At 26.5% G+C, this 22,669-nt stretch carries 20 protein-coding genes; 6 read left to right on the top strand and 14 right to left on the bottom strand.

Going from position 1 to position 22,669, the window contains the following annotated elements; all coding sequences use genetic code 11:
• Positions 1-9: 9 nt before the first annotated feature.
• Both ACYUET_RS10515 and ACYUET_RS10510 read right to left on the bottom strand, forming a co-directional pair.
• Complete coding sequence (locus tag ACYUET_RS10515) at positions 10-936, bottom strand: alpha/beta hydrolase (protein ID WP_460279410.1); 927 nt, start codon at positions 934-936, stop codon at positions 10-12.
• 215 nt (positions 937-1,151) lie between these two features.
• A complete protein-coding gene (locus ACYUET_RS10510; protein WP_460279409.1) occupies positions 1,152-1,289 on the bottom strand; it encodes a hypothetical protein in 138 nt (45 codons plus the stop codon).
• Positions 1,290-1,533: 244 nt separating this feature from the next.
• Here ACYUET_RS10510 and ACYUET_RS10505 point away from each other — a divergent pair, with 244 nt between their 5' ends.
• Positions 1,534-2,949 (top strand): MDR family MFS transporter, encoded by a 1,416-nt coding sequence (locus tag ACYUET_RS10505; RefSeq protein WP_460279407.1) that lies wholly within the window; start codon positions 1,534-1,536, stop codon positions 2,947-2,949.
• A gap of 41 nt (positions 2,950-2,990) precedes the next feature.
• On the opposite strand, the gene ACYUET_RS10500 is transcribed toward ACYUET_RS10505, so the two are convergent.
• The 3 genes from ACYUET_RS10500 to ACYUET_RS10490 all read right to left on the bottom strand — a co-directional run bounded on the left by ACYUET_RS10500 (position 2,991) and on the right by ACYUET_RS10490 (position 6,761).
• A complete protein-coding gene (locus ACYUET_RS10500) occupies positions 2,991-3,806 on the bottom strand; it encodes a RelA/SpoT domain-containing protein (protein ID WP_460279405.1) in 816 nt (271 codons plus the stop codon).
• A gap of 239 nt (positions 3,807-4,045) precedes the next feature.
• On the bottom strand, positions 4,046-5,272 hold the full coding sequence (locus tag ACYUET_RS10495; RefSeq protein ID WP_460279403.1) for a dicarboxylate/amino acid:cation symporter: 1,227 nt from the start codon (positions 5,270-5,272) through the stop codon (positions 4,046-4,048).
• A gap of 28 nt (positions 5,273-5,300) precedes the next feature.
• Positions 5,301-6,761 (bottom strand): UDP-N-acetylmuramoyl-L-alanyl-D-glutamate--2,6-diaminopimelate ligase, encoded by a 1,461-nt coding sequence (locus ACYUET_RS10490; RefSeq protein ID WP_460279401.1) that lies wholly within the window; start codon positions 6,759-6,761, stop codon positions 5,301-5,303.
• 299 nt (positions 6,762-7,060) lie between these two features.
• Between ACYUET_RS10490 and ACYUET_RS10485 the strand changes: the two genes are divergently transcribed.
• The gene (locus ACYUET_RS10485; RefSeq protein WP_460279399.1) at positions 7,061-7,909 is read left to right on the top strand and encodes an AraC family transcriptional regulator; all 849 of its coding nucleotides are present in this window, start codon (positions 7,061-7,063) and stop codon (positions 7,907-7,909) included.
• Between the two features lie 236 nt (positions 7,910-8,145).
• The gene (locus tag ACYUET_RS10480; RefSeq protein ID WP_460279398.1) at positions 8,146-8,295 is read left to right on the top strand and encodes a hypothetical protein; all 150 of its coding nucleotides are present in this window, start codon (positions 8,146-8,148) and stop codon (positions 8,293-8,295) included.
• Between the two features lie 163 nt (positions 8,296-8,458).
• Here ACYUET_RS10480 and mnmM read toward each other — a convergent pair whose 3' ends face one another.
• Complete coding sequence (gene mnmM / locus ACYUET_RS10475; protein ID WP_460279396.1) at positions 8,459-9,019, bottom strand: tRNA 5-(aminomethyl)-2-thiouridylate-methyltransferase MnmM; 561 nt, start codon at positions 9,017-9,019, stop codon at positions 8,459-8,461.
• A 425-nt stretch (positions 9,020-9,444) separates the two neighbouring features.
• On the opposite strand from mnmM, the gene ACYUET_RS10470 reads away from it, so the two are divergent.
• Positions 9,445-10,059: a PilZ domain-containing protein gene (locus ACYUET_RS10470; protein WP_460279395.1), complete on the top strand. Its 615-nt coding sequence runs from the start codon at positions 9,445-9,447 to the stop codon at positions 10,057-10,059.
• Between the two features lie 112 nt (positions 10,060-10,171).
• On the opposite strand, the gene deoD is transcribed toward ACYUET_RS10470, so the two are convergent.
• The 6 genes from deoD to udp form a co-directional block, all read right to left on the bottom strand.
• Positions 10,172-10,879 carry a purine-nucleoside phosphorylase gene (deoD, locus tag ACYUET_RS10465; protein ID WP_460279393.1) on the bottom strand — a complete coding sequence of 236 codons (708 nt, stop codon included), beginning with the start codon at positions 10,877-10,879 and terminating at the stop codon, positions 10,172-10,174.
• Between the two features lie 275 nt (positions 10,880-11,154).
• The gene (locus ACYUET_RS10460) at positions 11,155-12,081 is read right to left on the bottom strand and encodes a transketolase family protein (protein WP_460279391.1); all 927 of its coding nucleotides are present in this window, start codon (positions 12,079-12,081) and stop codon (positions 11,155-11,157) included.
• A gap of 14 nt (positions 12,082-12,095) precedes the next feature.
• Positions 12,096-12,911 (bottom strand): transketolase, encoded by an 816-nt coding sequence (locus tag ACYUET_RS10455; protein WP_460279389.1) that lies wholly within the window; start codon positions 12,909-12,911, stop codon positions 12,096-12,098.
• A 129-nt stretch (positions 12,912-13,040) separates the two neighbouring features.
• The gene (locus tag ACYUET_RS10450; protein WP_460279387.1) at positions 13,041-14,231 is read right to left on the bottom strand and encodes a phosphopentomutase; all 1,191 of its coding nucleotides are present in this window, start codon (positions 14,229-14,231) and stop codon (positions 13,041-13,043) included.
• Between the two features lie 158 nt (positions 14,232-14,389).
• A complete protein-coding gene (locus ACYUET_RS10445) occupies positions 14,390-15,592 on the bottom strand; it encodes a NupC/NupG family nucleoside CNT transporter (RefSeq protein WP_460279386.1) in 1,203 nt (400 codons plus the stop codon).
• A 191-nt stretch (positions 15,593-15,783) separates the two neighbouring features.
• Positions 15,784-16,566 (bottom strand): uridine phosphorylase, encoded by a 783-nt coding sequence (gene udp / locus ACYUET_RS10440; RefSeq protein ID WP_460279384.1) that lies wholly within the window; start codon positions 16,564-16,566, stop codon positions 15,784-15,786.
• A gap of 800 nt (positions 16,567-17,366) precedes the next feature.
• Here udp and ACYUET_RS10435 point away from each other — a divergent pair.
• Positions 17,367-18,101: a GntR family transcriptional regulator gene (locus ACYUET_RS10435; RefSeq protein ID WP_460279382.1), complete on the top strand. Its 735-nt coding sequence runs from the start codon at positions 17,367-17,369 to the stop codon at positions 18,099-18,101.
• A gap of 222 nt (positions 18,102-18,323) precedes the next feature.
• Entirely contained in the window at positions 18,324-19,430 is a 1,107-nt protein-coding gene (locus ACYUET_RS10430; protein WP_460279381.1) for a heparan-alpha-glucosaminide N-acetyltransferase domain-containing protein, read from the top strand.
• A 404-nt stretch (positions 19,431-19,834) separates the two neighbouring features.
• Here the strand turns inward: ACYUET_RS10430 and ACYUET_RS10425 are convergent, their stop codons facing one another.
• Complete coding sequence (locus ACYUET_RS10425) at positions 19,835-21,535, bottom strand: methyl-accepting chemotaxis protein (protein ID WP_460279380.1); 1,701 nt, start codon at positions 21,533-21,535, stop codon at positions 19,835-19,837.
• A gap of 131 nt (positions 21,536-21,666) precedes the next feature.
• Positions 21,667-22,569 (bottom strand): HD domain-containing protein, encoded by a 903-nt coding sequence (locus tag ACYUET_RS10420; protein ID WP_460279378.1) that lies wholly within the window; start codon positions 22,567-22,569, stop codon positions 21,667-21,669.
• Between the last annotated feature and the right edge of the window lie 100 nt (positions 22,570-22,669).

The raw sequence follows: 22,669 nt of genomic DNA, 5'->3' as shown, positions 1-22,669 counted from the left end.
TCATATTTCTTAATAAAAATTATTTAATTTTTTATTTATATATTCATTCACAATGTCTTGAAAGTTATCTGGGAAATCGTGTGATAGACCTTTTATCCATATAGTATTAATATTAATTTTTTTCTCTATAGCCTTTTGATGAAACCTTTGAGCTAATGGAGTACAATCTTCATCACAATCACCGCATATCATTAGTATTTTAATTTCTTTCTGTTTTAAAGTTTCAAGAATAATATCTAATCCTTCATTTATAATAGGAATCCATGGTGATTGCAAAAATATATAATCACAGACAACTTTATTCTCTAGAATTGTCTTTAAAATCACATTACATCCAGATGAAAATCCAGCCAAAATTCGTGTATCGTAATTATCCCAATTAATTTCACTACACACATTTTTAAGCTGACAATCTCCACTTCCATTGTCTTCCCAACGGTATAATTCATAAGAATCAAGTTCACAGGATTGTATATATTCAACCTGATAACCATTTTTCTTCATAAATTCCCAATATATTTCACTCGTTTGTATATTTTGTTGATTTCCATGTAAAGCAAGAATAATATTATTACTACTCTTATTAGTCCAAGTACATATAGTTTCTGCTGTTTTTTTAGCAGTTAAATATCTTTCCTTAGAAGTTGACTTGCAACGTTCGAAACGTTCTTCTCCAATAAGAATGTCTAAATCGCTATCATCAAATACTTCTGGACGATACCAATATTTATTTACTATTATAGCTTCCTCAATCCAAGACAATGCTTCTTCTTTTTTACCAGTGACAGCGGCAAGACAATATAAGAAGTTATAAATTTGCGACTTATTTGAAACTATAACACTATTTTGATTTTGTAATAGATAATTATACGCTAACTCTGCACCTTGTTTATCTAAAATTTCTAGTGTGGTATTCAATAATTTGTTTTCATTCATACTAATTATGCTCCTTTTATTTTAAATTTGGGCATAAAAATACCCAGGTGAAATACTGATTTCTCCCGGGTTAATCATCACAAAAATATTACAGTACTTGTTTTCTAATAAGACATGCCGGGAGCCATGCTTAATTTTGTTGTTATTTTTAAATTCATCATAAGACATCACTCCTTCCAAATAATTTATACCATAATTATACATTTATCTATATATCAAGTCAATCCTAAAATATAAGTTTTTTCACTCTTTAACCCTTTACAATGTTTTTCTATATTTTCACCAACTAATGTTACATATTCATAATGTTGTTTACATTTACCATGATTTAATTTTGTGGCTTCACCAAGCATTTCAATAGCTCTATTCTTATCATTATATTTTCTTATTCATATTAAAATATATTTTTTCTATTTTAAATAAATTATAACATATATACTAAACGCCATATTATTAAATCTAATTTGCTTTATCATATATATTTTTTAATATTTATGAAAGCTTTTCTTTATACTGTTGTATTACAAGCACATTTTGGTGTATTATTTAATAGCCTGAGCTATTTTATTTTTTATAATGAAAGGAGTTTTATTTTTAATGCACAATAAAAAACGTAATATAATTATAGCAATTATGGTTGCTATGTTCCTTGCTGCATTTGAAGGAACTGTTGTAACAACAGCTATGCCTACTATAGCTAAAAGTCTACATGGCTATGATCTTATAAGCTTAGTTTTTTCTTCTTATCTTTTAACTTCAGCAGTATCAACACCTATCTATGGAAAGCTGTCTGATTTATATGGTAGAAAAAAAATGCTTTCAATTGGTATAGTACTATTCTTAATAGGAAGCTTTTTATGTGGCTTTTCTCAAAGTATGCTTCAATTAATAATATTTAGAGCTATACAAGGTTTAGGTGCTGGTTCTATTTTAACAATAACCTTTACTATCGTTGGAGATATATTTACTTTAGAAGAACGTTCTAAAGTTCAAGGATGTTTAAGTACTGTTTGGGGAGTCTCTAGTTTACTTGGACCATTCATCGGAGGATTCTTTATAGATTATTTATCTTGGCATTGGATATTCTTTATTAATATACCTTTTGGTATTATATCTATATTACTTCTTAATAAAAATCTTGATGAACAAGTATTAAATACTAATCCTAAAATAGATTATCTTGGTTCATTATTTTTAACTATATCTATAGTTTCAATATTACTATGCTTATTTACTTCATCTAATCCTATAAGAGTTATATATATTGTATGTGCTATAATCTCCCTTATTATTTTCTACTTTATTGAAAATAAATGTGAAGAGCCTGTAGTTCCATTTGATATATTCTCTAAGGATACAGTGTTAATAAATATTATATCATTTTTTATATCTGCTATATTAATGGGAATAGAAGCGTATACACCTTTATATACACAAAATGTTTTAAACTATAGCGCTAAAATTTCTGGAGTTTCTATGGCTCCAATGTCTTTAACTTGGCTTTTTAGTTCATTTGTATTAGTTAAACTATTTAAAAAATTTGGAGAGAAAAAAGTAATACTAAGTTCTATATTAATTTTAGGATTAACTGCTATTCTTCTTAGATTTATTACTCCAAATACGCCTTTAATTTATTTAATATTTATAGTATTTATCATGGGAGCAGGTTTTGGTGGTTCACTTAATACATTAACTATACTTATTCAAAATGATGCTTCATATGAAAAAAGAGGTGCTGCCACTTCAACTAACGCATTAATCCGTACACTTGGACAAACTATTGGTGTTACTATTTTTGGTGGCTTAGTAAATTCTAGTATAGCTTCTTATTTTACTGATTTAGATATCTCTGGAGTAACAGCTGATAATATCTACTCTTCTGAAGCCTCTTCTATTCAGATAAAAGAAGCATTCTTTAGCGGAGTACATAATATGTTTTATTCCCTTATATTTCTTACCATAATTTGCTTTATAGCTGGTATATTTATAAGTAAAGAATCTAAACTAACATAAAAAAGGTAAGAGCTAAAAACTCTTACCTTTTTTATGTAAAATTACTCAACATCTATCCACGTCATTTTATTTTTTAATCTATTTATTTCATTCTCTTGTTCTTCTATTATCTTTTTATAATTAACCTCTTTTTCACACCATTCTTTGCTAAGATTATTAACTAAAGATGCCATTTCATCCGCACTTCCGATGATTCTATTAAATAATAGCAAATTAGATTTTAATATCTCTGGGATTTCATTATGTGAATATCTTAATCTATGATCTATCTCCCCATACCCTTCTTCAAATATTGTTCTAACTTGTATTTCTGCAATCACTTTTTCATTTGTTGGATAAAACTCAACTAAATAGTGTACTGAACGATATCCTGAAGCTCTTGACCTTACTTCAATATCAAGATCCTCAAATTTTTCAATATTATCTCCATCTCTAACATTAGCTGTTATTTCTATTACTTTCCAAGTATTTATTATAAATTCATGTATTTCTTTCCATTGTTCCTTAAATATATGAATAACCCTTATTCCAATTAAATCATTTATCTCATTTTTATAGTTATCTACTGTGAATTCAAATTCTTTACCATATTTTTCTTTTCTTTCTCCTGTTTTTCTTATAACTTTTTCTATTAATCTTTCTGGCTCCTTAATTCTTGATTTAACTGAATGTATAACATTTTGTGATCTTAATATACTGGCTATAAACTCTGCTTGATTATCATACGAGTTTTTATAATCAATATAGTCATAATATATATCTTCTATCTTCTTAACATCAATATTATACTTTTCTATTTCATCTTTTGCATGTGGATACTTTATCAAAAATTCATCCATATTAAACTCTTTTTTCATAGGTATCTCCCCTTATTTACAATATTATACAATTTATTCTTATTAACTTATACTTTTATACTACACTAATTTTAACACAATATAAATAGAGAGCAAAAGATCTTTTCTTCTTTAATGCTCTCTACTAATAATCATTATTATTTTTATATTTTAAAACATTTCTAATATTTTTGTTGAATACATTCATATTTTTATTATTTACTTTTAAAATTCTTAATTCACATTTGTCTACTTAAATTTTAATTAGATGCCTTTTCTGTAAATCGAGAAATTATCATTGTACATACTGTATTTCCTGTTGAATTTAATAAAGTTGCTGGTGCATCAATTATTGTAGCTATTACAAGCATTATTGCTAGTGATTCTTGTGGAAAACCAAATATACTTAAAATAAGCATTTCACCGATTGCTCCTCCTCCTGGTATAGCTCCAACAACTGCTCCAATTAATAATCCTGAAACTAATATGGTTATTAATGAACTTATGCTATTCATTTCACGTCCAAAAATAGCAAATAAAAACATTATCTTAAATATTCCTCCGATAACAGATCCATCTTTATGAATATTAACCCCTATTGGCATTACTATATTAGCTAACATATCAGATACGCCCATGTTTTTAGCCGCTTTTATATTCACAGGAATACATGCCGCACTTGAACAAGTTGCTAAAGCTGTTACTGATGGTTCAGTTGCATTTTTCCAAAATAATTTTACTCCTTTTTTTCTTCCTGCTATATAAGCATATAAGCTAAAAAACATTACAAAATATACTATAGAAACTCCTAAATATAATAAAAATACTTTTAAATAACCACTTAATATTTGACTTCCTAATTGGCCTACTATATTTGCAAAATATGCTCCTAATCCTATTGGTGCATAATACATTATTATATTTATTGCTTTCATTGTTACAGTTGATCCACTGTTTAAAAACTTTCTAAAACTTTCTCCTTGCTCTTTAGAAAGCATAGTTGCAAATCCTATGATTATAGAAAATATTATAAGGGCTAATAAATTACTTCTAAATAAAAGTTCTGAAAAATCTTTTACTGTAATACTTGAAACTATTTTATCTAAAATCCCTATACTGTCACTTACCTTAATATCGCTAGTATTCATTAAATTATTAAACATTGATGGTTCTAGTCCAATGGTTGGATTAAATATCTTAAAACTTATTACTCCTAATATCCCTGAAATAATAGCAGTTATTCCAAACACAATCACTGTAGCCCCTAAGATATTTCCTAATTTTCTTGAATTCTCCATATTGGCTATTGCAGATGAGATACTAAAAAATACTACTGGAATTAATATTGTAAATATTAAATTTAAAAATAAATTTCCAAATGGTGCTAATATACTAGCCTTTTCCCCCATTACTAAACCAATACATCCACCTAATAAAATTGATATTAATAAAATTAATGATGATTTATAATTTCTTAAAAACTTCAAATTCTATCCCTCCTCTATTGAATAATTTTTACATAGCCTTTTCTAAAATTTCTTTTACTACTTCTCTATCATCAAAATGTATTTTTGTATTTCCTATAATTTGATAATCTTCATGTCCTTTTCCAGCTATTATAAGTAAATCATCATCTTCTAAAATTTCTACTGCTTTTTCTATTGCTTCTCTTCTATCAACAATTCTTTCATAGGAAACATTTATAGCTTTCATACCTTCTTCTATATCATTAATAATTTTATTTGGATCTTCTGTCCTAGGATTGTCTGAAGTTATTATTGTATAATTTGCAAATTCTCCAACAACCATTCCCATTAAAGGACGCTTTGTTCTATCTCTATCTCCACCACATCCAAATACCACAATAATCTTTCCTTTAGTTATATCCTTTGCCATAACAAGTAGCTTTTCTAATGCATCTGGTGTATGTGCATAATCAACTATTATATTTTTATTTAAACTGTTTTTTACACTTTCAATTCTTCCCGATACTCTTTTAAGATTGCCTATTAAATTTAAAATTTTCTCAATATCTATTCCTAAGGCATAACATGCACCTATTGTTGCTAGAACATTATAAACTGTAAATTTTCCTGGTGAATCAACTTTTATTTTTCTAATAATATTCTTAAAATTAACGATAAAACTTACTGAATCATTATTATATCTTACTTGAGTTGCTCTAATATCTGCTGTATTACTTATTCCATAAGTTAAAATTTCACAACTTGCTTTTTCTATAAGTTCTTGTGATATTTTATCATCTAAATTAATTACTCCGATTTTACACTTATGAAATAACTTCATTTTTTCATTTTTATATGCTTCCATTGTTCCATGTTCTTCTAAATGGTCTTGAGATAAGTTTGTAAATACACCAACATTAAAATCACAATAATCTACTCTATTTTTTGATAATGCTGATGATGTAACTTCCATAACAACACTTTTAGCTTCATTATTAATAAATTCTCTTAATACTGCCTGTAATTCTAAAGCTTCTGGCGTTGTTGGGTTGTTTTTTTCTATATTTACATCGCACCCATCAAGTTCATATCCTAAAGTTCCTATTATACCAGTTCTTTTGCCATATCCCTCAAGTATATCTCTTATATAATGTATAACGGTAGTTTTTCCGTTTGTTCCTGTTACGCCTACCAATTCAACCTCTTTAGATGGATTTTTATAAAATGAATTAGACATATAAGCTAATGCTTTTCTTGCATTTTTAACATGTATTACTACAATATCTTTATTTTTAAGTTCAATTTCCTCTTCTACTACTACAGCAATTGCTCCTCCTTTAATAGCTTCTTTTATAAAATTATGACCATCTGTGCAATTTCCCTTTATACATACAAATAGTGAATTTTCTGTTACTCTTCTTGAATCATAACTTATATTATTAATCTCAACATCCAAATTTCCATTTACTAATATATAATCAATATCTTTTACTACTTCACGTAATTTCATTTCTATTCCTCCATTGATTAGTTAACCTAAAAAATCATCTTGAACCAGATTTTTCTTTATAGTATCATTATATGCAAAATTTTAACTATAAATAGTGCATATATTGCTTGATATATTGTAAAAAGTGCTATATGATTGTTTATATTATTTACAATATCTATATCATAATAAAAATAAAGTTCTTTAACTAAAATAAAAAAATTATATACATTACAACTTTAAATCTTCAACAAAATATTGAAAAATTATGATTACAACATATATGTAATCATAACCATATATAGAAAGGTAAAATTTAAATGAGTAATATTCATTCTAATAACAAATCAGGATATTTACATAGTGACTTTAAATTATTTCATATAAAAGATAAAAAAAATCAAGAATTTGAATTCCATTACCATGATTTTAATAAGATAATTATATTTCTATCTGGAAAAGTAACCTACTTAATTGAAGGAAAAGCTTATCATCTGAAACCATGGGACATTTTACTTGTAAACAACCATGATGTTCATAGACCTATTATTGATTCTTCAGAAACTTATGAACGAATAATTATTTGGGCTAATTCTAACTTTATTAAGAATCATAATTATGAAAACTGTGATCTTTCTGAATGTTTTAAATTAGCAAATAAAAAAAGCTTCAATCTTATAAGACTTGAAGCTAAAATTCAAAATAATATTAAATTGTTAATAGGCTCTCTCGAGTCCTCTTTAGATTCATCTGAATTTGGTAGTAAACTTTTAAGTAATTCATTGTTTATCCAGTTAATTATATATTTAAATAGAATATATCTTGGTAATATGTATATAAATGATAATGAATCTCTAAAATACGATAAACAGATTGAAAATATTTTAAAATATATAAACAATAATTTGTCTAAAAATCTTTCCATTGAATCTATATCTGAAAATTTTTATATTAGTAAATACTATCTTATGCATAAATTTAAAAAAGAAACTGGATACACATTGCATAATTATATACTTCAAAAAAGATTACTTATGGTAAAAGACCTTATAGTAAATGGAGAACCTATTGTAAAAGCATCTATACAGTGTGGGTTTAATGATTATTCTAGTTTTTTACGTGCATTTAAGAAATTGTTTAAAAAGTCTCCTAAGGACTTTTTGCGTTAAAATTATCAATAGAATTTTATTTGCTCTACTTAGGGGGATGATGCTAAGTAAACTATATAAAAAAGGAACAGTTGAAGATATGGGGTTATTTAAAGTTAATAGATTTGATTTTTAGAACGTTAAGTACTATTTACTCACTAATGCTCCTTAAGTAAAATACTTAATAATATTAATGAATATTTTATGTTTTTAAGTACAAAATATAAATGTTAGTAAAATTTATAGGAGGTTATTAAATGAGTAACTTAAATAAAACGGCGGCACAAGATATGGCTAGAAAGATGATGCTCGATGGTGAATCTTTTGATACCATAATGGAGAAAACTAATTTAAGATTAAAAGATTTAAAGAAAATTAGAAGAAAAGAAATAGATTCTCATTTTTAAACTAACTTAAAATCTAATACTAGAATTATAAATTATGTATACTATAATCTATAATTCACTTATAAAACCTAGTGTTTAATTTTATTAAACACTAGGTTTTTAAAACAATGCTAGGATTTTAGCCTTTAAGCCAATAGATATTTAAATTTGGTTCTATTAGAACTTATTTTTTTTCTACTACTACAAGAATTGGTGCATCTTCACTTCTATTTAAAAAACTATGTAACATTACTCCATATTGATTCTTTGGTAATGATTTAAGATATGATATAATACAAGATTCCTCTATCTTTCCTTCTTCATGTCCCCTATAAATACAAATAGTCATTATCCCACCATAATTTAAAATCTCTAATCCATCTTTAATACTCTTTAATGAAGTTGCATTTTGAGTTGTAATACTTTTATTCCCTCCAGGTAAAAAACCTAAATTATACATGATACAGTCTACTGATTCAAATATATACTCTTTTATAAGATGATGAGAATCGTTTATAACTTTCACATTATCTTTTTTCATTTTTATATAATCATCACATGCACACTTTTGAATTTCAAAAGCATATACAGTATTAAAATTATTTGAGAGAAAGTCTGTATCATATCCATTACCTAAGGTCGCATCTATAGCTATTTCTTTATTATTTAGAAATTCTTTTATTATATAATGAGATAACTTACTTATATCCCCCACATACCTAAAAAACGGTAAATTATTATTCATAAAATCACCTTCTTCTAACATTATTTATTTCTATACATAGTAATTTTACAACAAATCCGATTTAATTACATACAGAAATGTTATTATAAGTAAATTTTACTTATTTTTTTAAATTATTTTTACTTATTTTACTATATGTTATTTATTAATTTAGTTTTTTTTAATCATTTTTATTGTCTTTTTTTTATTTTTTTATCATTTTTTTAAAAATATCATATTTTACCTTTATTAAGGTTAATGTTCTTAAAAGTTAATACGAATATTATAATGGAAAGATTATTATTATATTGAAAATTTTATATTTATAATATATAATTTTAATTTTTGTATTATAAATATAACTAATTTATTAAAAATATATATTTTTTAACTAATGAAAAATATAATTTAAAGGGGGTACAGTCTAAATTTTAATAGACTAATATATGCTTAAATATTCTTTAGTAAAAATAACTTCTATTGATGATAAAATATCAACTAATGGAATAGTAGATAAACTTCGAAATAATACTTTAACTATATTTGCTGATGAAAAAACTGAATTAAAAATTAATGAAGAAATTTTTATTAATATTTTTGATAAAGATGATGGAGTTTCAATATATAGTGGTATTATTGGTAATATATTTGAAAAGACTATAATAATTAATGATGTAAAATATCTATTTTCTAATAATAGAAGAGATAGTAATAGAATCATTGTAAATATTCCATTACAGATAAATAAGATACGTAAAAAATCAAAAGAGGCTATTACTTTATCAAAACCAATTTTAATGACAAGCAAAAATCTAAGTATTAATGGTATATTATTAGAATCACCATTAAATATACCTAAAAATATAAATTTTCTTATTGAATTACCTATAGATGACAACGTTATATCTATAGAAACATCTACCAAACGGAAATATGAACAAAACAATTTATATTACTATGGTTGTGAATTTAATATACAAAACGATTTAAATAATTCTTGTTTAGAAAACTTTATACTTAAAAATTATAATTCAAAATTTTTTAAATATTATCCAAAATAATTTTTAGTACATATAAAAAACTTGCTATGCCACATTTCAATTTATTGTTAACATAAAAAAGGACTATTTTAAAAATAGTCCTTTTTTATCTTATAAAATTTAAATTTCTATATTATAGGCTAGCAATTGTATCAAGTGCAACTTCCATCATTGCTTTAAATGTTGTTTGTCTTTCTTCTGCACTTGTAACTTCTTTTGTTATAAAGTGATCACTTACTGTAAGTAATGTTAATGCATTAACTCCATATTTAGCTGCAATTGTATATAATGCTGCACTTTCCATTTCTACTCCTAGGCAACCAAAGTTAGCCCATTTCTTCCAATCTTCATCATCATCACCATAGAATATGTCTGAACTGTATACGCTTCCCACTTTAGGTTCAAATCCCTTTTGTACTGCTATATCATAAGCTGGTTTTAATAAATCAAAACTTGCTGTTGGTGCAAATGTTCTTCCTTGGAATCTTACTAAGTTAAGATTTGAATCTGTACAAGTTGACATTGCAATTATAAGATCTCTTATTTTAACTCTTTCATGATATCCACCGCATGTTCCAACTCTTATAAGATTTTTAACTCCATAGCTTTCAATTAGTTCAGTAGCATATATAGACATTGATGGTATACCCATTCCTGTTCCTTGAACTGAAATTCTTTTTCCTTTATATGTTCCTGTAAATCCATACATTCCTCTTACTTCGTTATAACAAACCACATCTTCTAAAAATGTTTCAGCTATAAATTTAGCTCTTAAAGGGTCTCCTGGTAATAATACACTTTCTGCTATAGCACCTTCTGGTGCATTAATATGAATACTCATTTTTCTACCTCCGCTTATCTTGTTTTGGCTAATATATATTTTAATATAGTGTTAATATTATAGTATAAGTGCGAACTGACATTGGAATTTACTTTTTAGAACTCTCAAGTGAGAATCCAAATTTTATATTTGGTATTACAAACTTTTACAGAGTACATTTTATATTTTGCTTCTAAACTCATTCAGCGAATGCATATCAGTCAATTTCCTATTTCAATTCTGTCAATAAGCTTTATACTATAATAACAACTCTTTTTTTATATTCTTAATTAAAATTATTTTAATATTGATTTAACTTCTTCTATAATCGCTTTACTAGTTAAATTGTATTTTTCCATAAGTTCATCTGGAGTTCCAGATTCACCAAATGTATCTTTAATTCCAACCATCTTAATTAATGTAGGACATTCACCACATACAACTTGAGAAACCATTGCTCCAAGTCCACCTATAATTGAATGCTCTTCTGCAGTAACTATTCCTTTAGTTTCCTTAGCAGCTTTTAAAATTATCTCTCTATCTATTGGTTTTATAGTTGAAATATTTATTACTCTTGCCTTAATTCCTTGTGATTCTAAGTCTTTTGAAGCTTCAATTGCTTTTTGAACCATCATTCCTGTAGCAATAATAGTAATATCATTTCCTTCCCTTACCTCAGTACCTTTTCCGATTTCAAATTTGTAATCATCACCAAATATATCTTCTGTATTACATCTTCCAAATCTCAAATAAACAGGGCCTTCAAATGCAGCCGCTGCCTTTGTTGCTGCCATTGCTTCTCTATGGTCTGCTGGTACTATTACTGTCATGTTTGGAAGTGAAGTCATAAGTGCTATATCTTCAACTGATTGATGTGATCCACCATCTTCTCCAACTGTAATTCCTGCATGAGTTGCAGCTATCTTTACATTAACTTTTGGGTAACAGATTGAATTTCTTATTACTTCAAAAGCTCTTCCAGTAGCAAAAACAGCGAATGTGCTTGCAAAAGGTATATTTCCTACATTAGCGAATCCTGCAGCCATTCCCATTAAGTTTTGTTCTGCTATTCCTGCATTAAAAAATCTATCTTTAAATTCTTCTTTAAATCCATTAGTTTTTGTTGATTTTGAAAGGTCTGCATCTAAAACTACAACCTTATCATTTTCATGTCCAAGTTCAACTAATGCCATTCCATATGATTCTCTTGTTGCCTTACCCATTTTTAAAATTCCTCCTATCTTTCAAGTTCACTTAATGCTTTATTTTTTTGTTCTTCATTAGGTGCTTGACCATGCCATCCTGCTTGGTTTTCCATAAAGCTAACGCCTTTACCTTTTACAGTTTTAGCAATAATTACACTCGGTTTATCTTTGCATCCATCAACCTTTAGGAATGCTTCATGTATCTTATCAAAATCATTACCATCTTCACAAAGAACAACATTCCATCCAAAGCTTTCAAATTTCTTGTCTAAAGGAGAAATTCCCATTACATCTTCATTCTTACCATCAATTTGAAGACCATTGTTATCAATTATAGCAACTAAATTATTTAATTTATAATGAGCTGCTGCCATTGAAGCTTCCCAAACTAATCCTTCTTGTAATTCTCCGTCTCCTAAAAGTACATACACTTTAGCATCATTTTTTTGTGTTTTAAGTCCTAATGCCATTCCAACTGCATTCGATATTCCTTGTCCTAATGAACCTGTTGAAACATCAACTCCTGGAACATGTTTAGAATCTGGATGTCCTTGAAGAAGTGCTCCTGTTTTTCTTAAACTTTTTAATTCTTCTTTAGGAAAATATCCTTTTTCAGCTAATACAGCGTAAAGAGCTGGAGCTGCATGACCTTTACTTAAAACAAATCTATCTCTATTTGCATCTTTTGGATTTTTAACATCAACATTCATCTTTTCATTATATAAATATGTTATTATTTCTGAACAAGATAATGATCCACCTGGATGTCCTGATTTTGCTTCATAGATCATTTCTATAATATCTTTTTTAACTTCTTTTAATGTAGAAACTAAATTTACTTTATTCATTTATATATTCACCAACCAATCTTTTCAATTTGTACTATTTGTACTATAGAATTATTATTGAAGTCCATTTAAGTAGACTTCAATAATAATTTGATAATAAATAAAATATTATATTTATGATTAATATAATTAAATAAGTTTTTCTAATACTGATTCTCCAATTGTATTTTCAGGCATATTTAATTCAAAGTTATCAGCTATTGTTGCACCAATTGTAGCAAAGCTTTTAGCTGTTTCCATTAATCCATTTTCTTTCATAGATGGTGAATAAGCTAAGAATGGAACAAATTCACGTGTATGATCAGTACCTCTATATGTTGGATCATTTCCATGGTCAGCTGTTATTATTAATAAATCATCTTCTTTTAACTTATCTATTACTTTTCCTAAGTTAATATCAAATTTTTCTAACTCTTCAGCATAACCAACTGGATTTCTTCTATGACCCCATAAAGCATCAAAATCAACTAAATTAACAAAACATAATCCTTTAAAATCTTTATCCATTATTTCTAATGTTTGTTCCATTCCATGAACAGAACTTTTTGATTTATTTGATTCTGTAATACCTTCACCATCAAATATGTCATTTATTTTCCCAACTGATATCACATCAAATCCATTATCTTTTAATGCATTAAGGGCAGTTTTTCCATATGGTTTTAAAGCATAATCATGTCTATTACTTGTACGCTTAAACTCTCCTTTTTTCTCTCCTAAATATGGTCTTGCAATTATTCTTCCAACTTTCCATTCGTCTTTAAGAGTAATTTCTCTTGCAATTTCACAACAACGATAAAGTTCATCTAATCCAAAGGTTTCTTCATGACCACAAATTTGTAAAACAGAATCTGCAGAAGTATACACTATCATGTCACCTGTCTTCATTTGATGTTCACCAAGTTCATCTAGAATTTCAGTACCACTAGCACTTTTATTTCCAACTATATTGTGACCAGTTCTCTTTATCAATTCATCTAATAGTTCTTGTGGAAAACCTGTATCTGTAAATGTCTTAAATGGAGTATCAATTCTTAAACCCATCATTTCCCAGTGTCCAGTCATTGTATCTTTTCCAACACTCGCTTCACCCATTTTCATGTAATGAGCTAAAGGTTTTTCAATACTATCTACATTTTTTATAGGGTGTAAATTAGCCATTCCTAATTTTTGTAGATTGGGAATTTTAAAACTTTCTACTGATTCTGCTATATGCCCAAGAGTATCTACGCCTTCATCTCCATATTGTTTTGAATCTGTCATAGCTCCTACTCCTAGTGAGTCTATTACAATTGTAAAAATTCTATTATACTTTTTCATACTTATTTAATCCTTTCTTACATTAGCAATATATATTAAAGCTAACTTCATTAATATTTTATTTATTTTTCATTATAGATTCAATTTTATGTATTAAATTCCCTAACTTTTTATGTTTATATCAATCTTAAATAATATTCATTATTTGTATTTATAACTTATATTAAAGTAATAAGTCCTACAATCATTGCACTTAAAACACTAACAGCAAATCCACCTATCATAGCTTTAAAAGCTAATCTAGCAAGAGTATTTCTTTTTTCTGGACATAATGCTGCAATACCTGAAATACAAACTCCCATACTAGAAATATTTGCAAATCCACAAAGTGATATAGTAAGTACTAAAGCTGTTCTATGATTTAAAGTAGTAATTATTTGCCCTAAATCTTGGAATGCAACAAACTCATTTAAAACTAACTTACTTCCTAATAATTGACCTGCTGTAAGTATTTCTGAACCTTGTAGTCCCATAAAGAATCCAAGTGGTGCAAATATATAAGAGAAAATTTGTTGTAGAGTTATCCCAAAAATCCCAAGAATACCATTAACTAATGCTACTAAAGATATAATTGCAAGTAATGAAGTTCCTATTGCTACTGCTGTTTGGAAACCATTCATAGCACCTTCTGAAATAGCAGAGATAAGGTTTTCATTGTTCCCTTTATTATCCATACTTACATTTTCAATCAATTGAGTTTCCTCTTTTTCAGGTAATAATAATTTTGATATTGCAATACTTCCCATTGGTACCATAGCACTTGCTATTAATAAATATTCCATCGGAATTCCAAGTCCTGTATAGCCACCTATTATAGTAGCTGACATACTTCCCATTCCTGATACTAGTACAACTATGATTTCACTATCAGTCATTCTATTTAAATATTTACTTACTAATATTGGGCTTTCGGTTTGTCCTAAAAACATGTTAGCAACAGCTACAAAGCTTTCAACTTGAGTTGTTCCTAAAATCTTACCAATTGCTTTTCCTATAATCTTTACTATAAATCCTAATATTCCTAAATAATATAATGCAGCAACTAATGCAGAAATAAAAATAATATTTCCTAATACTTGAATTGCAAATATCATTCCTGTTGGCGCTGATGAATTTCCAATACTTCCAAATAAGAATCCAATACCTTCTTTTCCGTAATCAAGTACTTGAGTAACTACATCAGAAACTTTTAAAACTATTGTTCTTCCTAACGGAAATTTTACTAATAAAAATGCAACTACAAATTGTATACCAATCGCTTTTATTATAGTTTTATGTGGAATACTTTTTCTGTCTGAAGATAAAAAATACATTAACCCTATTACCAAAATTATTCCTATTAAATTTATAATTATGCTCATGCCTCTTCTCCCGTCTTTTGTGATAGTATTAAATTATCTTCATAAAATCTCATACCGTTTGAACATGATTTTTATACCAGAAAATTTCACAATTAAATTCTAATAATTTAAACATATTATATTTTAATAACCCTCTAAAATATCATACTAATTAATAAGACATCAATCATGAAATTTTCTTAATTTGATAACTATTTATTATCTTCTTTGTCAGCTTTTATTAAGTTTCTAATTCCTTCTATTGCAACTTTTATTGCTGCATCTGTATCATGAACTTGTTGATTTTCTAAACCAGCTTTTTCACGTTCTTGGTTAGCGATTGCTAAAAATACTGAACCCACACGTACTTTTAAATAACTTGCTACTATAAATAAAGCAGCTGATTCCATTTCTGATGCAAGGCATCCACATCTTAACCATGCATTCCATTTATCCATTAGTTCATAACTAACAGGTTTTGTTTCTGGTGAATGTTGACCATAAAATGAATCTTTACATTGTACAACTCCAGCATGATATTCTTGTTTTAATGTTTTAGAAGCTTGTACTAGTGAATTTACTACATCAAGATTAGCAACAGCCGGGAATTCTATTGGTGCATATTCTTTACTAGTTCCTTCCATTCTAATTGCTCCAGTGGCTATAACCATATCTCCACCTTTAACATCAATATCCATTCCACCACATGTACCTACTCTAATAAAAGTATCTGCTCCACACTTCACTAATTCTTCTAATGCTATAGCAGCTGATGGACCACCAATTCCTGTTGAGGTAACGCTTACTTTAACTCCATCTAAATATCCTGTATAAGTAACATACTCTCTTTTGTCAGCAACTAATTCAGCATTATCAAAATATGCTGCAATTTTCTCGCATCTTTTAGGATCTCCTGGTAAAATTACATATTTACCAACTTCTCCTTCTGCCACATCTATATGATATTGTTTGCCTGAACCTTGTGAATAATTCATATTAATCCCTCCAAATTTATTATGTACATTTATTTTTATTTAATACTCTGATAAGTATAACCGTTATTAGAATACGGTTACAAACCTCTTAAAAAAACATCCCATAGACAATATATAAATCACATTCATTATGTTGTCTATTAAGTTGTATTGTTGTCTACTTCTAAATAATAGCATGTATATTCTTGGTATGTCAAGCGTTTTCATGAAATTTATACCACCTATAATATCATTTTATATACCTCCTCCAAACAGGCTTATCCCTTTGATTCTAGTGTGATTTAGAATTAACTATTAACAACATATTAAATATTTGTACCTATTTTTTTAATTATTTAATTAGCCATATCATTTAAATGAGGTTATAATAATAAAATATAGACATTAATATTATTTTTAACTTGTATACTTGTCTAAAATATGTTTATACTAGTATTATAATTATATAGAAATCGTTTTATCCTAGAACTAACAAGTTTACTACCTCTAGTTCTATATAATAAAGAATGATTTAATATACAAACTTATATTTTAGTTACTATTAAATAACCTTTTTACTCATTTAAAGATAACGATTTCTATTTTTATTAACAACCTAATACAACGCTTATAAATATATTTTTTCATTTCTTTAATTAATTATTCCTTAATTAAAGATAATAACACTTTGATTTTAAGACTATGTTTTAAAATACTAACATTCACTTAAAACATAGGAACTTTTAAAATTGTAGTTTAAAATAGTAAATTAAGTCAGTATACAAGCAAGTATACGATATATATATGAAAGGTGATATTTTATGAATGATATTGATTTAATTCAGAAACCAAAAGAGTTGAGATATGTTACTGTATACAACAAACTCTTTAAAATGATAAATGAAGGAACATTTCCTGAAGGAAGTAGATTACCAACCGAACCTGAATTAGCTAAATTTATAGGGGTTAGTAGAACAACTTTAAGACAAGCTCTTGCCTTATTACAAGATGACGGTTTAGTTAAAAACATTCGCGGAAAAGGTAATTTTATAGTTAAATCTAAAACTAACAAATTAGATGGTTTAGAGAAAATAGGTCATCCTGTTTATAAATGTATAGATGAAACAATTAATGATGTTGAAATTGCACTTCGTATAGAGCCTTCAACAGACTATTTTAATCAAATTTTGATAAAAAAGACCGCTGCAGTTGTATTAATTGATAGATGGTACAAAGCTAAAGGGACTACTATAGCTTACACATTCACTTTAATACCAATTGAAACCATATCAAAACTTAATATTAATTTAAACAATAATAATGAAGTTCTAAATTTTTTAGAAAATGATATTTATGAATTAGCTAATAATGTATTAACTGAAATAAAATATTCAACTTCCGGAAATTTTGCAGCAAAAAAACATACAATTTCATCTGAAGATAAATTTTATTTAATTCAGGAAACTATATGTAAAGATGATGATTTTCCTATTGTATCAAACAAACACTATTTGCCTATTAAATCAAGTTCTATTAAACTACACCCTGTAAAATAAGATAATAAAGCCTTAATCTTAGGTAGAATTTACTTTTAACTAAGATTAAGGCTTTATTTGTGTTAAAATACTGCATTCATTTAAAACTTATAATAAAAATAAAATATATTTAAAATTCGGATTTTTTAATATATTTTATTTTTATGATATACTATATTTTGTAAGTTTATATTATAATGTTTTTTATTATAATATAAAAAATATTTTTTACGAGGTGTTATTATGACTGAATTATTTACAAAAGAAAAAATAAATTCGGGGCGTCAGAAAGAACTTGATATTGCAAAAGGTTTAGCTATTTTATTTATGGTATTAGTTCATATTAATGAAGTTTATGCTCATCCAAGTCTTGAAACTTCTATGTATACTAAAATTATTGAATTTATTGGTAGTCCTCCTGCTGCACCAATTTTTATGTTTTTACTAGGATTAGGAATTGTCTATTCAAAACGTAGTTGTCCAAACTACTTACTAAAAAGAGGTATTCTAATATTTTTTTTAGCATATGTTTTAAACTTTTTTAGAGATTTTATTCCATTTAATCTTCTAGCTATTATTGATTCTGATCCAAGCTATAAAACAGAAGCAATTTCTTCTCTATTTGGGATAGATATTTTACCATTTGCCGGATTAACTTTTATATTTTTTGGTCTTGTTAAGAAATTCAAACTTAAAGATTCACATATAGCAATTATCTGGTGTATTTTTGAAACACTAAATCTTTTTCTTAGAGATAACTCTACAGGTATGATAGTTACTGATAGAATTTTTGGAGTAATCTGGGGAACAAATGATTACTCATGGTTTCCATTTTTATCTTGGATAGCCTTTCCTATATTCGGATATTTCTTTGGCAAATTGCTTATTAGATGTAAAAACAAACAACTATTTTATAAAAAATGCTTTATCATATCATTAGTAGCATTAGTGCCACTAGTTATATATGCTTACATAAATGGTGTAGAATTTGGTGCATTTGGAGATGAATTATACCAAGAAACATATTATCACCATGATATTATGGGAAATATTATATTAGGTACATTTTCAGTATTTTGGATTAGTATAATTTATTTTATTACAAAGTACATACCTGAAAAACTATATACACATTTTGCTAGATGGAGTAAAAATATTACTAAGATGTATTGTGTCCATTGGGTTCTTTTAGGATATTCAATGTTATTGTTCGAAATGGAATCATATATGCCTATTAAGATCTTTGGATTATTTATTGTAATATTTATAATAACAGATTTCATATGTACACAACTTTCAAAAATACAAAAAAAATCTGCTATAAAAACTAACCCTAGTGCAGCATATTAAAACATATACTCTATTTTAAGCAATATTAATATTGTAAATATAAAAAGCTTATATACAAATCATTTCTGACACCTAAAAGAAAATCTCCAGATAATTTTTATCTGGAGATTTTTCTCTTAAAATTTAATTAATATATATGTTCTAATTAAGTTGATACATTTTTATATTTTTTATTTAATTATTATAAGAAATTATTATCTGGATTAATACTATTATCTTAGAATCATATATATATTAAATTTTCTATATAAGTTTCTCACTATAGTGGTAAATCATATCATTTATAAATATTTTAACATTTATATTAATGAATAAATTTTGTTGAAACTTATCTATTTACTTAAATTTTAGGCTATGTTTTAAAGTAAACTTATAATATATTTAACATATTATAAATTTAACTTCTATTTAAGTTTGAATAATTGAATTTCACTTTCAAATGTATTAGTAAGTTCATTAAGATTGTTAGCTGTTGTAGACACCCCTTCACAACCTTCATTCATCTCACTTAAAGAAGCTACTACTTCCTCTGATGCAGCCGACATTTCTTGTGCAATAGAAGTAGATTTTTCTATTTTTTCAAATATTGTATTTTTTTCTTTATTAATATCTTGTGATGCAACATTCAAATCATTTATTCTTGGAACTATTTCATCAATAGATACAATAATATTTTTAAATGAAGATAAAGAATCTGTTATTACTAAAGAAGAGTCTGTTAATTTATCATTTATTATACTACTATCATCTACAATAGCTCTTGTATCCTCAGAAACACCATTTATTAAAGTAGTAATGTTGTTAGATGATTCTCTACTTTGTTCAGCTAATTTTCTTATTTCATCTGCAACAACTGCAAATCCTTTTCCTGCTTCTCCTACTCTTGCTGATTCAATAGCTGCATTTAATGCTAGTAAATTAGTTTGTTCTGCTATACCATTTATTAAACTTGTTATATTACTTACTTCATTTATTGTAATGCTTAAATTAGAAATTTTAACTACAAATGATTTTATTGATTCTTGTATATATTTAAATGTTTCTGCTAACTCATCCATCTTTATACTACTTAAATTAGCTCTTTCTGTAATTTCATTAGAACTTTTATTTAAATATTGTAAATTATCAATAAAATTATCGATGTTATTTGAAAAATTATTTAATATTGTTGTAATTTCAACCATGTCTCCTGCTTGTTCTTCTGCCCCTGTTGCAACATTGCCTATTGCTTCAGAAATATTATTTACAGAAGATGTTAGAGATTCTGAAACTACTTTTAAATCTTCTGATTTTGTATCAATATCAGTACTTTTTCCTTTTAATCCACCAACTATATTAGAAAAACTTTCTATTGTTCTATTTATATACTTTTTCATTTGGTCAAATTCATTGTTTCCATCAATCTCAGCTTTAATACTTAAATTTCCTGAAGCAACTTCTTCTAATGCTCCATTTATTTCTTTTACTTCTTTTTTAAACATCTCTACAATCTTTAATGCAATAAAACTGAAAACAACTATACATATAACTATAGCTGCTAAATATGTTATCATAGCAGATTTATATAAATTACTACATGAAGTTTTATCATTTACTGCCCATTCTTTTATGTAACTTTTTAACCACTCTACATTTTCATCTATTGTTTTTTCTAATTCTGCTAATCTTTGTTTTGATGTATTATCTAATGTTTGTCCATTCTTATATAAATTAAGAGCCTCATTAGTTAACTTATAATATTCATCATAAGATTCATGTATTTTCTTAATAGCTTTATCTTCTTCCTCTGTTTGATTGTCAGTAGCTGTATACTCATTATAGTTTTTCATTATTATATCATTATTTTCTTTTATTGCATCAATATATTTCGTGTCAAAAGTATCTTGAGCACTTAATCTATTAGCTTTCATATCAGACATATTTGTATCAATCTGTTGAAGATTATCAGTCCATTCATAATAACCATATATCCACTCAACATTTTCGTTTATTTTTTTGATAAGTATACTTCCCCCTGCTCCTATAGCCAATGTAAATATGCATGAAAGTACACAAAGAATTACAATGACTTGTCTCATTTTAAATTTTGATAGAATTTTATTCATATAAATTCTTCCTCCCTTGTTTATTATTTCCCCTAATTTATTATTATCGTATTCTTTTTTAAATACTTAATATATTATAACAAAAGTATCTACCTTTGTTACCCAAAATAGATACTTTTTGTCTAAAATTATTATAAATATAATTTAGTTTCAATTCTTCTGTCATATTCTGACCAATTTCCTGGTTCAGTTTTATCTTTTAATTGGGAAATTTTATTCATAGTTGCATCTATTGAATCTGCATAATTAAGTATAAATGCTTCTTCCATTTTCATTTCTCTTGGAGAACCATATTCAAGCTTACCATGGTGTTGAACAATACATCCTTTTATTCTCATAATAAAATCTTCTGAATATAAAGATATATTTTGATTAATAGCTCTGTCTATCATTTCTACACCTATAACAATATGTCCCTCCATTTCACCCTTAAGTGTATATTTAAAAGGTCCTTCATAGAATAATTCATGAATTTTTCCAATATCATGAAGTTTTGCTGCAAGCATTGCTGTTTCTGTTCTTCTACAATCATACCTTTCACAAAGTATTGCTGTTAAATGCATAACATTTAATGTATGTTCTGCAAGTCCTCCTAAATAATTGTGATGCATAGAAACACCACCGATTCCTTTTTTAAATTTATTTAAAAATTCTTCATTCTTAAAAAAATAATCATTTAAAGCTCTTCCTTCTCGTGAGATTATATATTTATTTGTATACTCCTCAATTTCATCCATTATATCTTCAATAGGTCTATTTACAGTTGGCAGATAATCCGAAATATCATATTCTGAAATAAATTCATATTTTTTAATATCTAAGTTAATATCCTTAGTCCCTTCTACAGCTATTACCCTACCCTCTGTAATATCTCCCTTTTTACTTAAAACATTAGCTTTTGCCTCACCACTTTTATCTGCTAATATACATACAACTTTATTAGCATCTTTAAATATTATTCTCATTACCATTAATGATGTTTTTATATCACTTCCTGGTTTTATATCACATAAAAATGTTTCTTTTGTATTCATATAATCCTCCAATTTAAATTTATTTTATAAGTTTTATTATATGTAAAAATTCTTTTTATAATTATTTAAATATAGTTTAGTAAATATTAATAATAACGAT

The organism is Clostridium sp. CTA-5 (assembly GCF_054768135.1).
This window is presented reverse-complemented; position numbering and strand designations above follow the sequence as displayed.

Bases quoted from the DNA above. Each gene is read 5' to 3' on its own strand.
- ACYUET_RS10515 (WP_460279410.1), bottom strand. From the start codon at position 936: ATGAATGAAAACAAATTATTGAATACCACACTAGAAATTTTAGATAAA.
- ACYUET_RS10510 (WP_460279409.1), bottom strand. From the start codon at position 1,289: ATGCTTGGTGAAGCCACAAAATTAAATCATGGTAAATGTAAACAACAT.
- ACYUET_RS10505 (WP_460279407.1), top strand. From the start codon at position 1,534: ATGCACAATAAAAAACGTAATATAATTATAGCAATTATGGTTGCTATG.
- ACYUET_RS10500 (WP_460279405.1), bottom strand. From the start codon at position 3,806: ATGAAAAAAGAGTTTAATATGGATGAATTTTTGATAAAGTATCCACAT.
- ACYUET_RS10490 (WP_460279401.1), bottom strand. From the start codon at position 6,761: ATGAAATTACGTGAAGTAGTAAAAGATATTGATTATATATTAGTAAAT.
- ACYUET_RS10485 (WP_460279399.1), top strand. From the start codon at position 7,061: ATGAGTAATATTCATTCTAATAACAAATCAGGATATTTACATAGTGAC.
- ACYUET_RS10480 (WP_460279398.1), top strand. From the start codon at position 8,146: ATGAGTAACTTAAATAAAACGGCGGCACAAGATATGGCTAGAAAGATG.
- mnmM (WP_460279396.1), bottom strand. From the start codon at position 9,019: ATGAATAATAATTTACCGTTTTTTAGGTATGTGGGGGATATAAGTAAG.
- ACYUET_RS10470 (WP_460279395.1), top strand. From the start codon at position 9,445: ATGCTTAAATATTCTTTAGTAAAAATAACTTCTATTGATGATAAAATA.
- deoD (WP_460279393.1), bottom strand. From the start codon at position 10,879: ATGAGTATTCATATTAATGCACCAGAAGGTGCTATAGCAGAAAGTGTA.
- ACYUET_RS10460 (WP_460279391.1), bottom strand. From the start codon at position 12,081: ATGGGTAAGGCAACAAGAGAATCATATGGAATGGCATTAGTTGAACTT.
- ACYUET_RS10455 (WP_460279389.1), bottom strand. From the start codon at position 12,911: ATGAATAAAGTAAATTTAGTTTCTACATTAAAAGAAGTTAAAAAAGAT.
- ACYUET_RS10450 (WP_460279387.1), bottom strand. From the start codon at position 14,231: ATGAAAAAGTATAATAGAATTTTTACAATTGTAATAGACTCACTAGGA.
- ACYUET_RS10445 (WP_460279386.1), bottom strand. From the start codon at position 15,592: ATGAGCATAATTATAAATTTAATAGGAATAATTTTGGTAATAGGGTTA.
- udp (WP_460279384.1), bottom strand. From the start codon at position 16,566: ATGAATTATTCACAAGGTTCAGGCAAACAATATCATATAGATGTGGCA.
- ACYUET_RS10435 (WP_460279382.1), top strand. From the start codon at position 17,367: ATGAATGATATTGATTTAATTCAGAAACCAAAAGAGTTGAGATATGTT.
- ACYUET_RS10430 (WP_460279381.1), top strand. From the start codon at position 18,324: ATGACTGAATTATTTACAAAAGAAAAAATAAATTCGGGGCGTCAGAAA.
- ACYUET_RS10425 (WP_460279380.1), bottom strand. From the start codon at position 21,535: ATGAATAAAATTCTATCAAAATTTAAAATGAGACAAGTCATTGTAATT.
- ACYUET_RS10420 (WP_460279378.1), bottom strand. From the start codon at position 22,569: ATGAATACAAAAGAAACATTTTTATGTGATATAAAACCAGGAAGTGAT.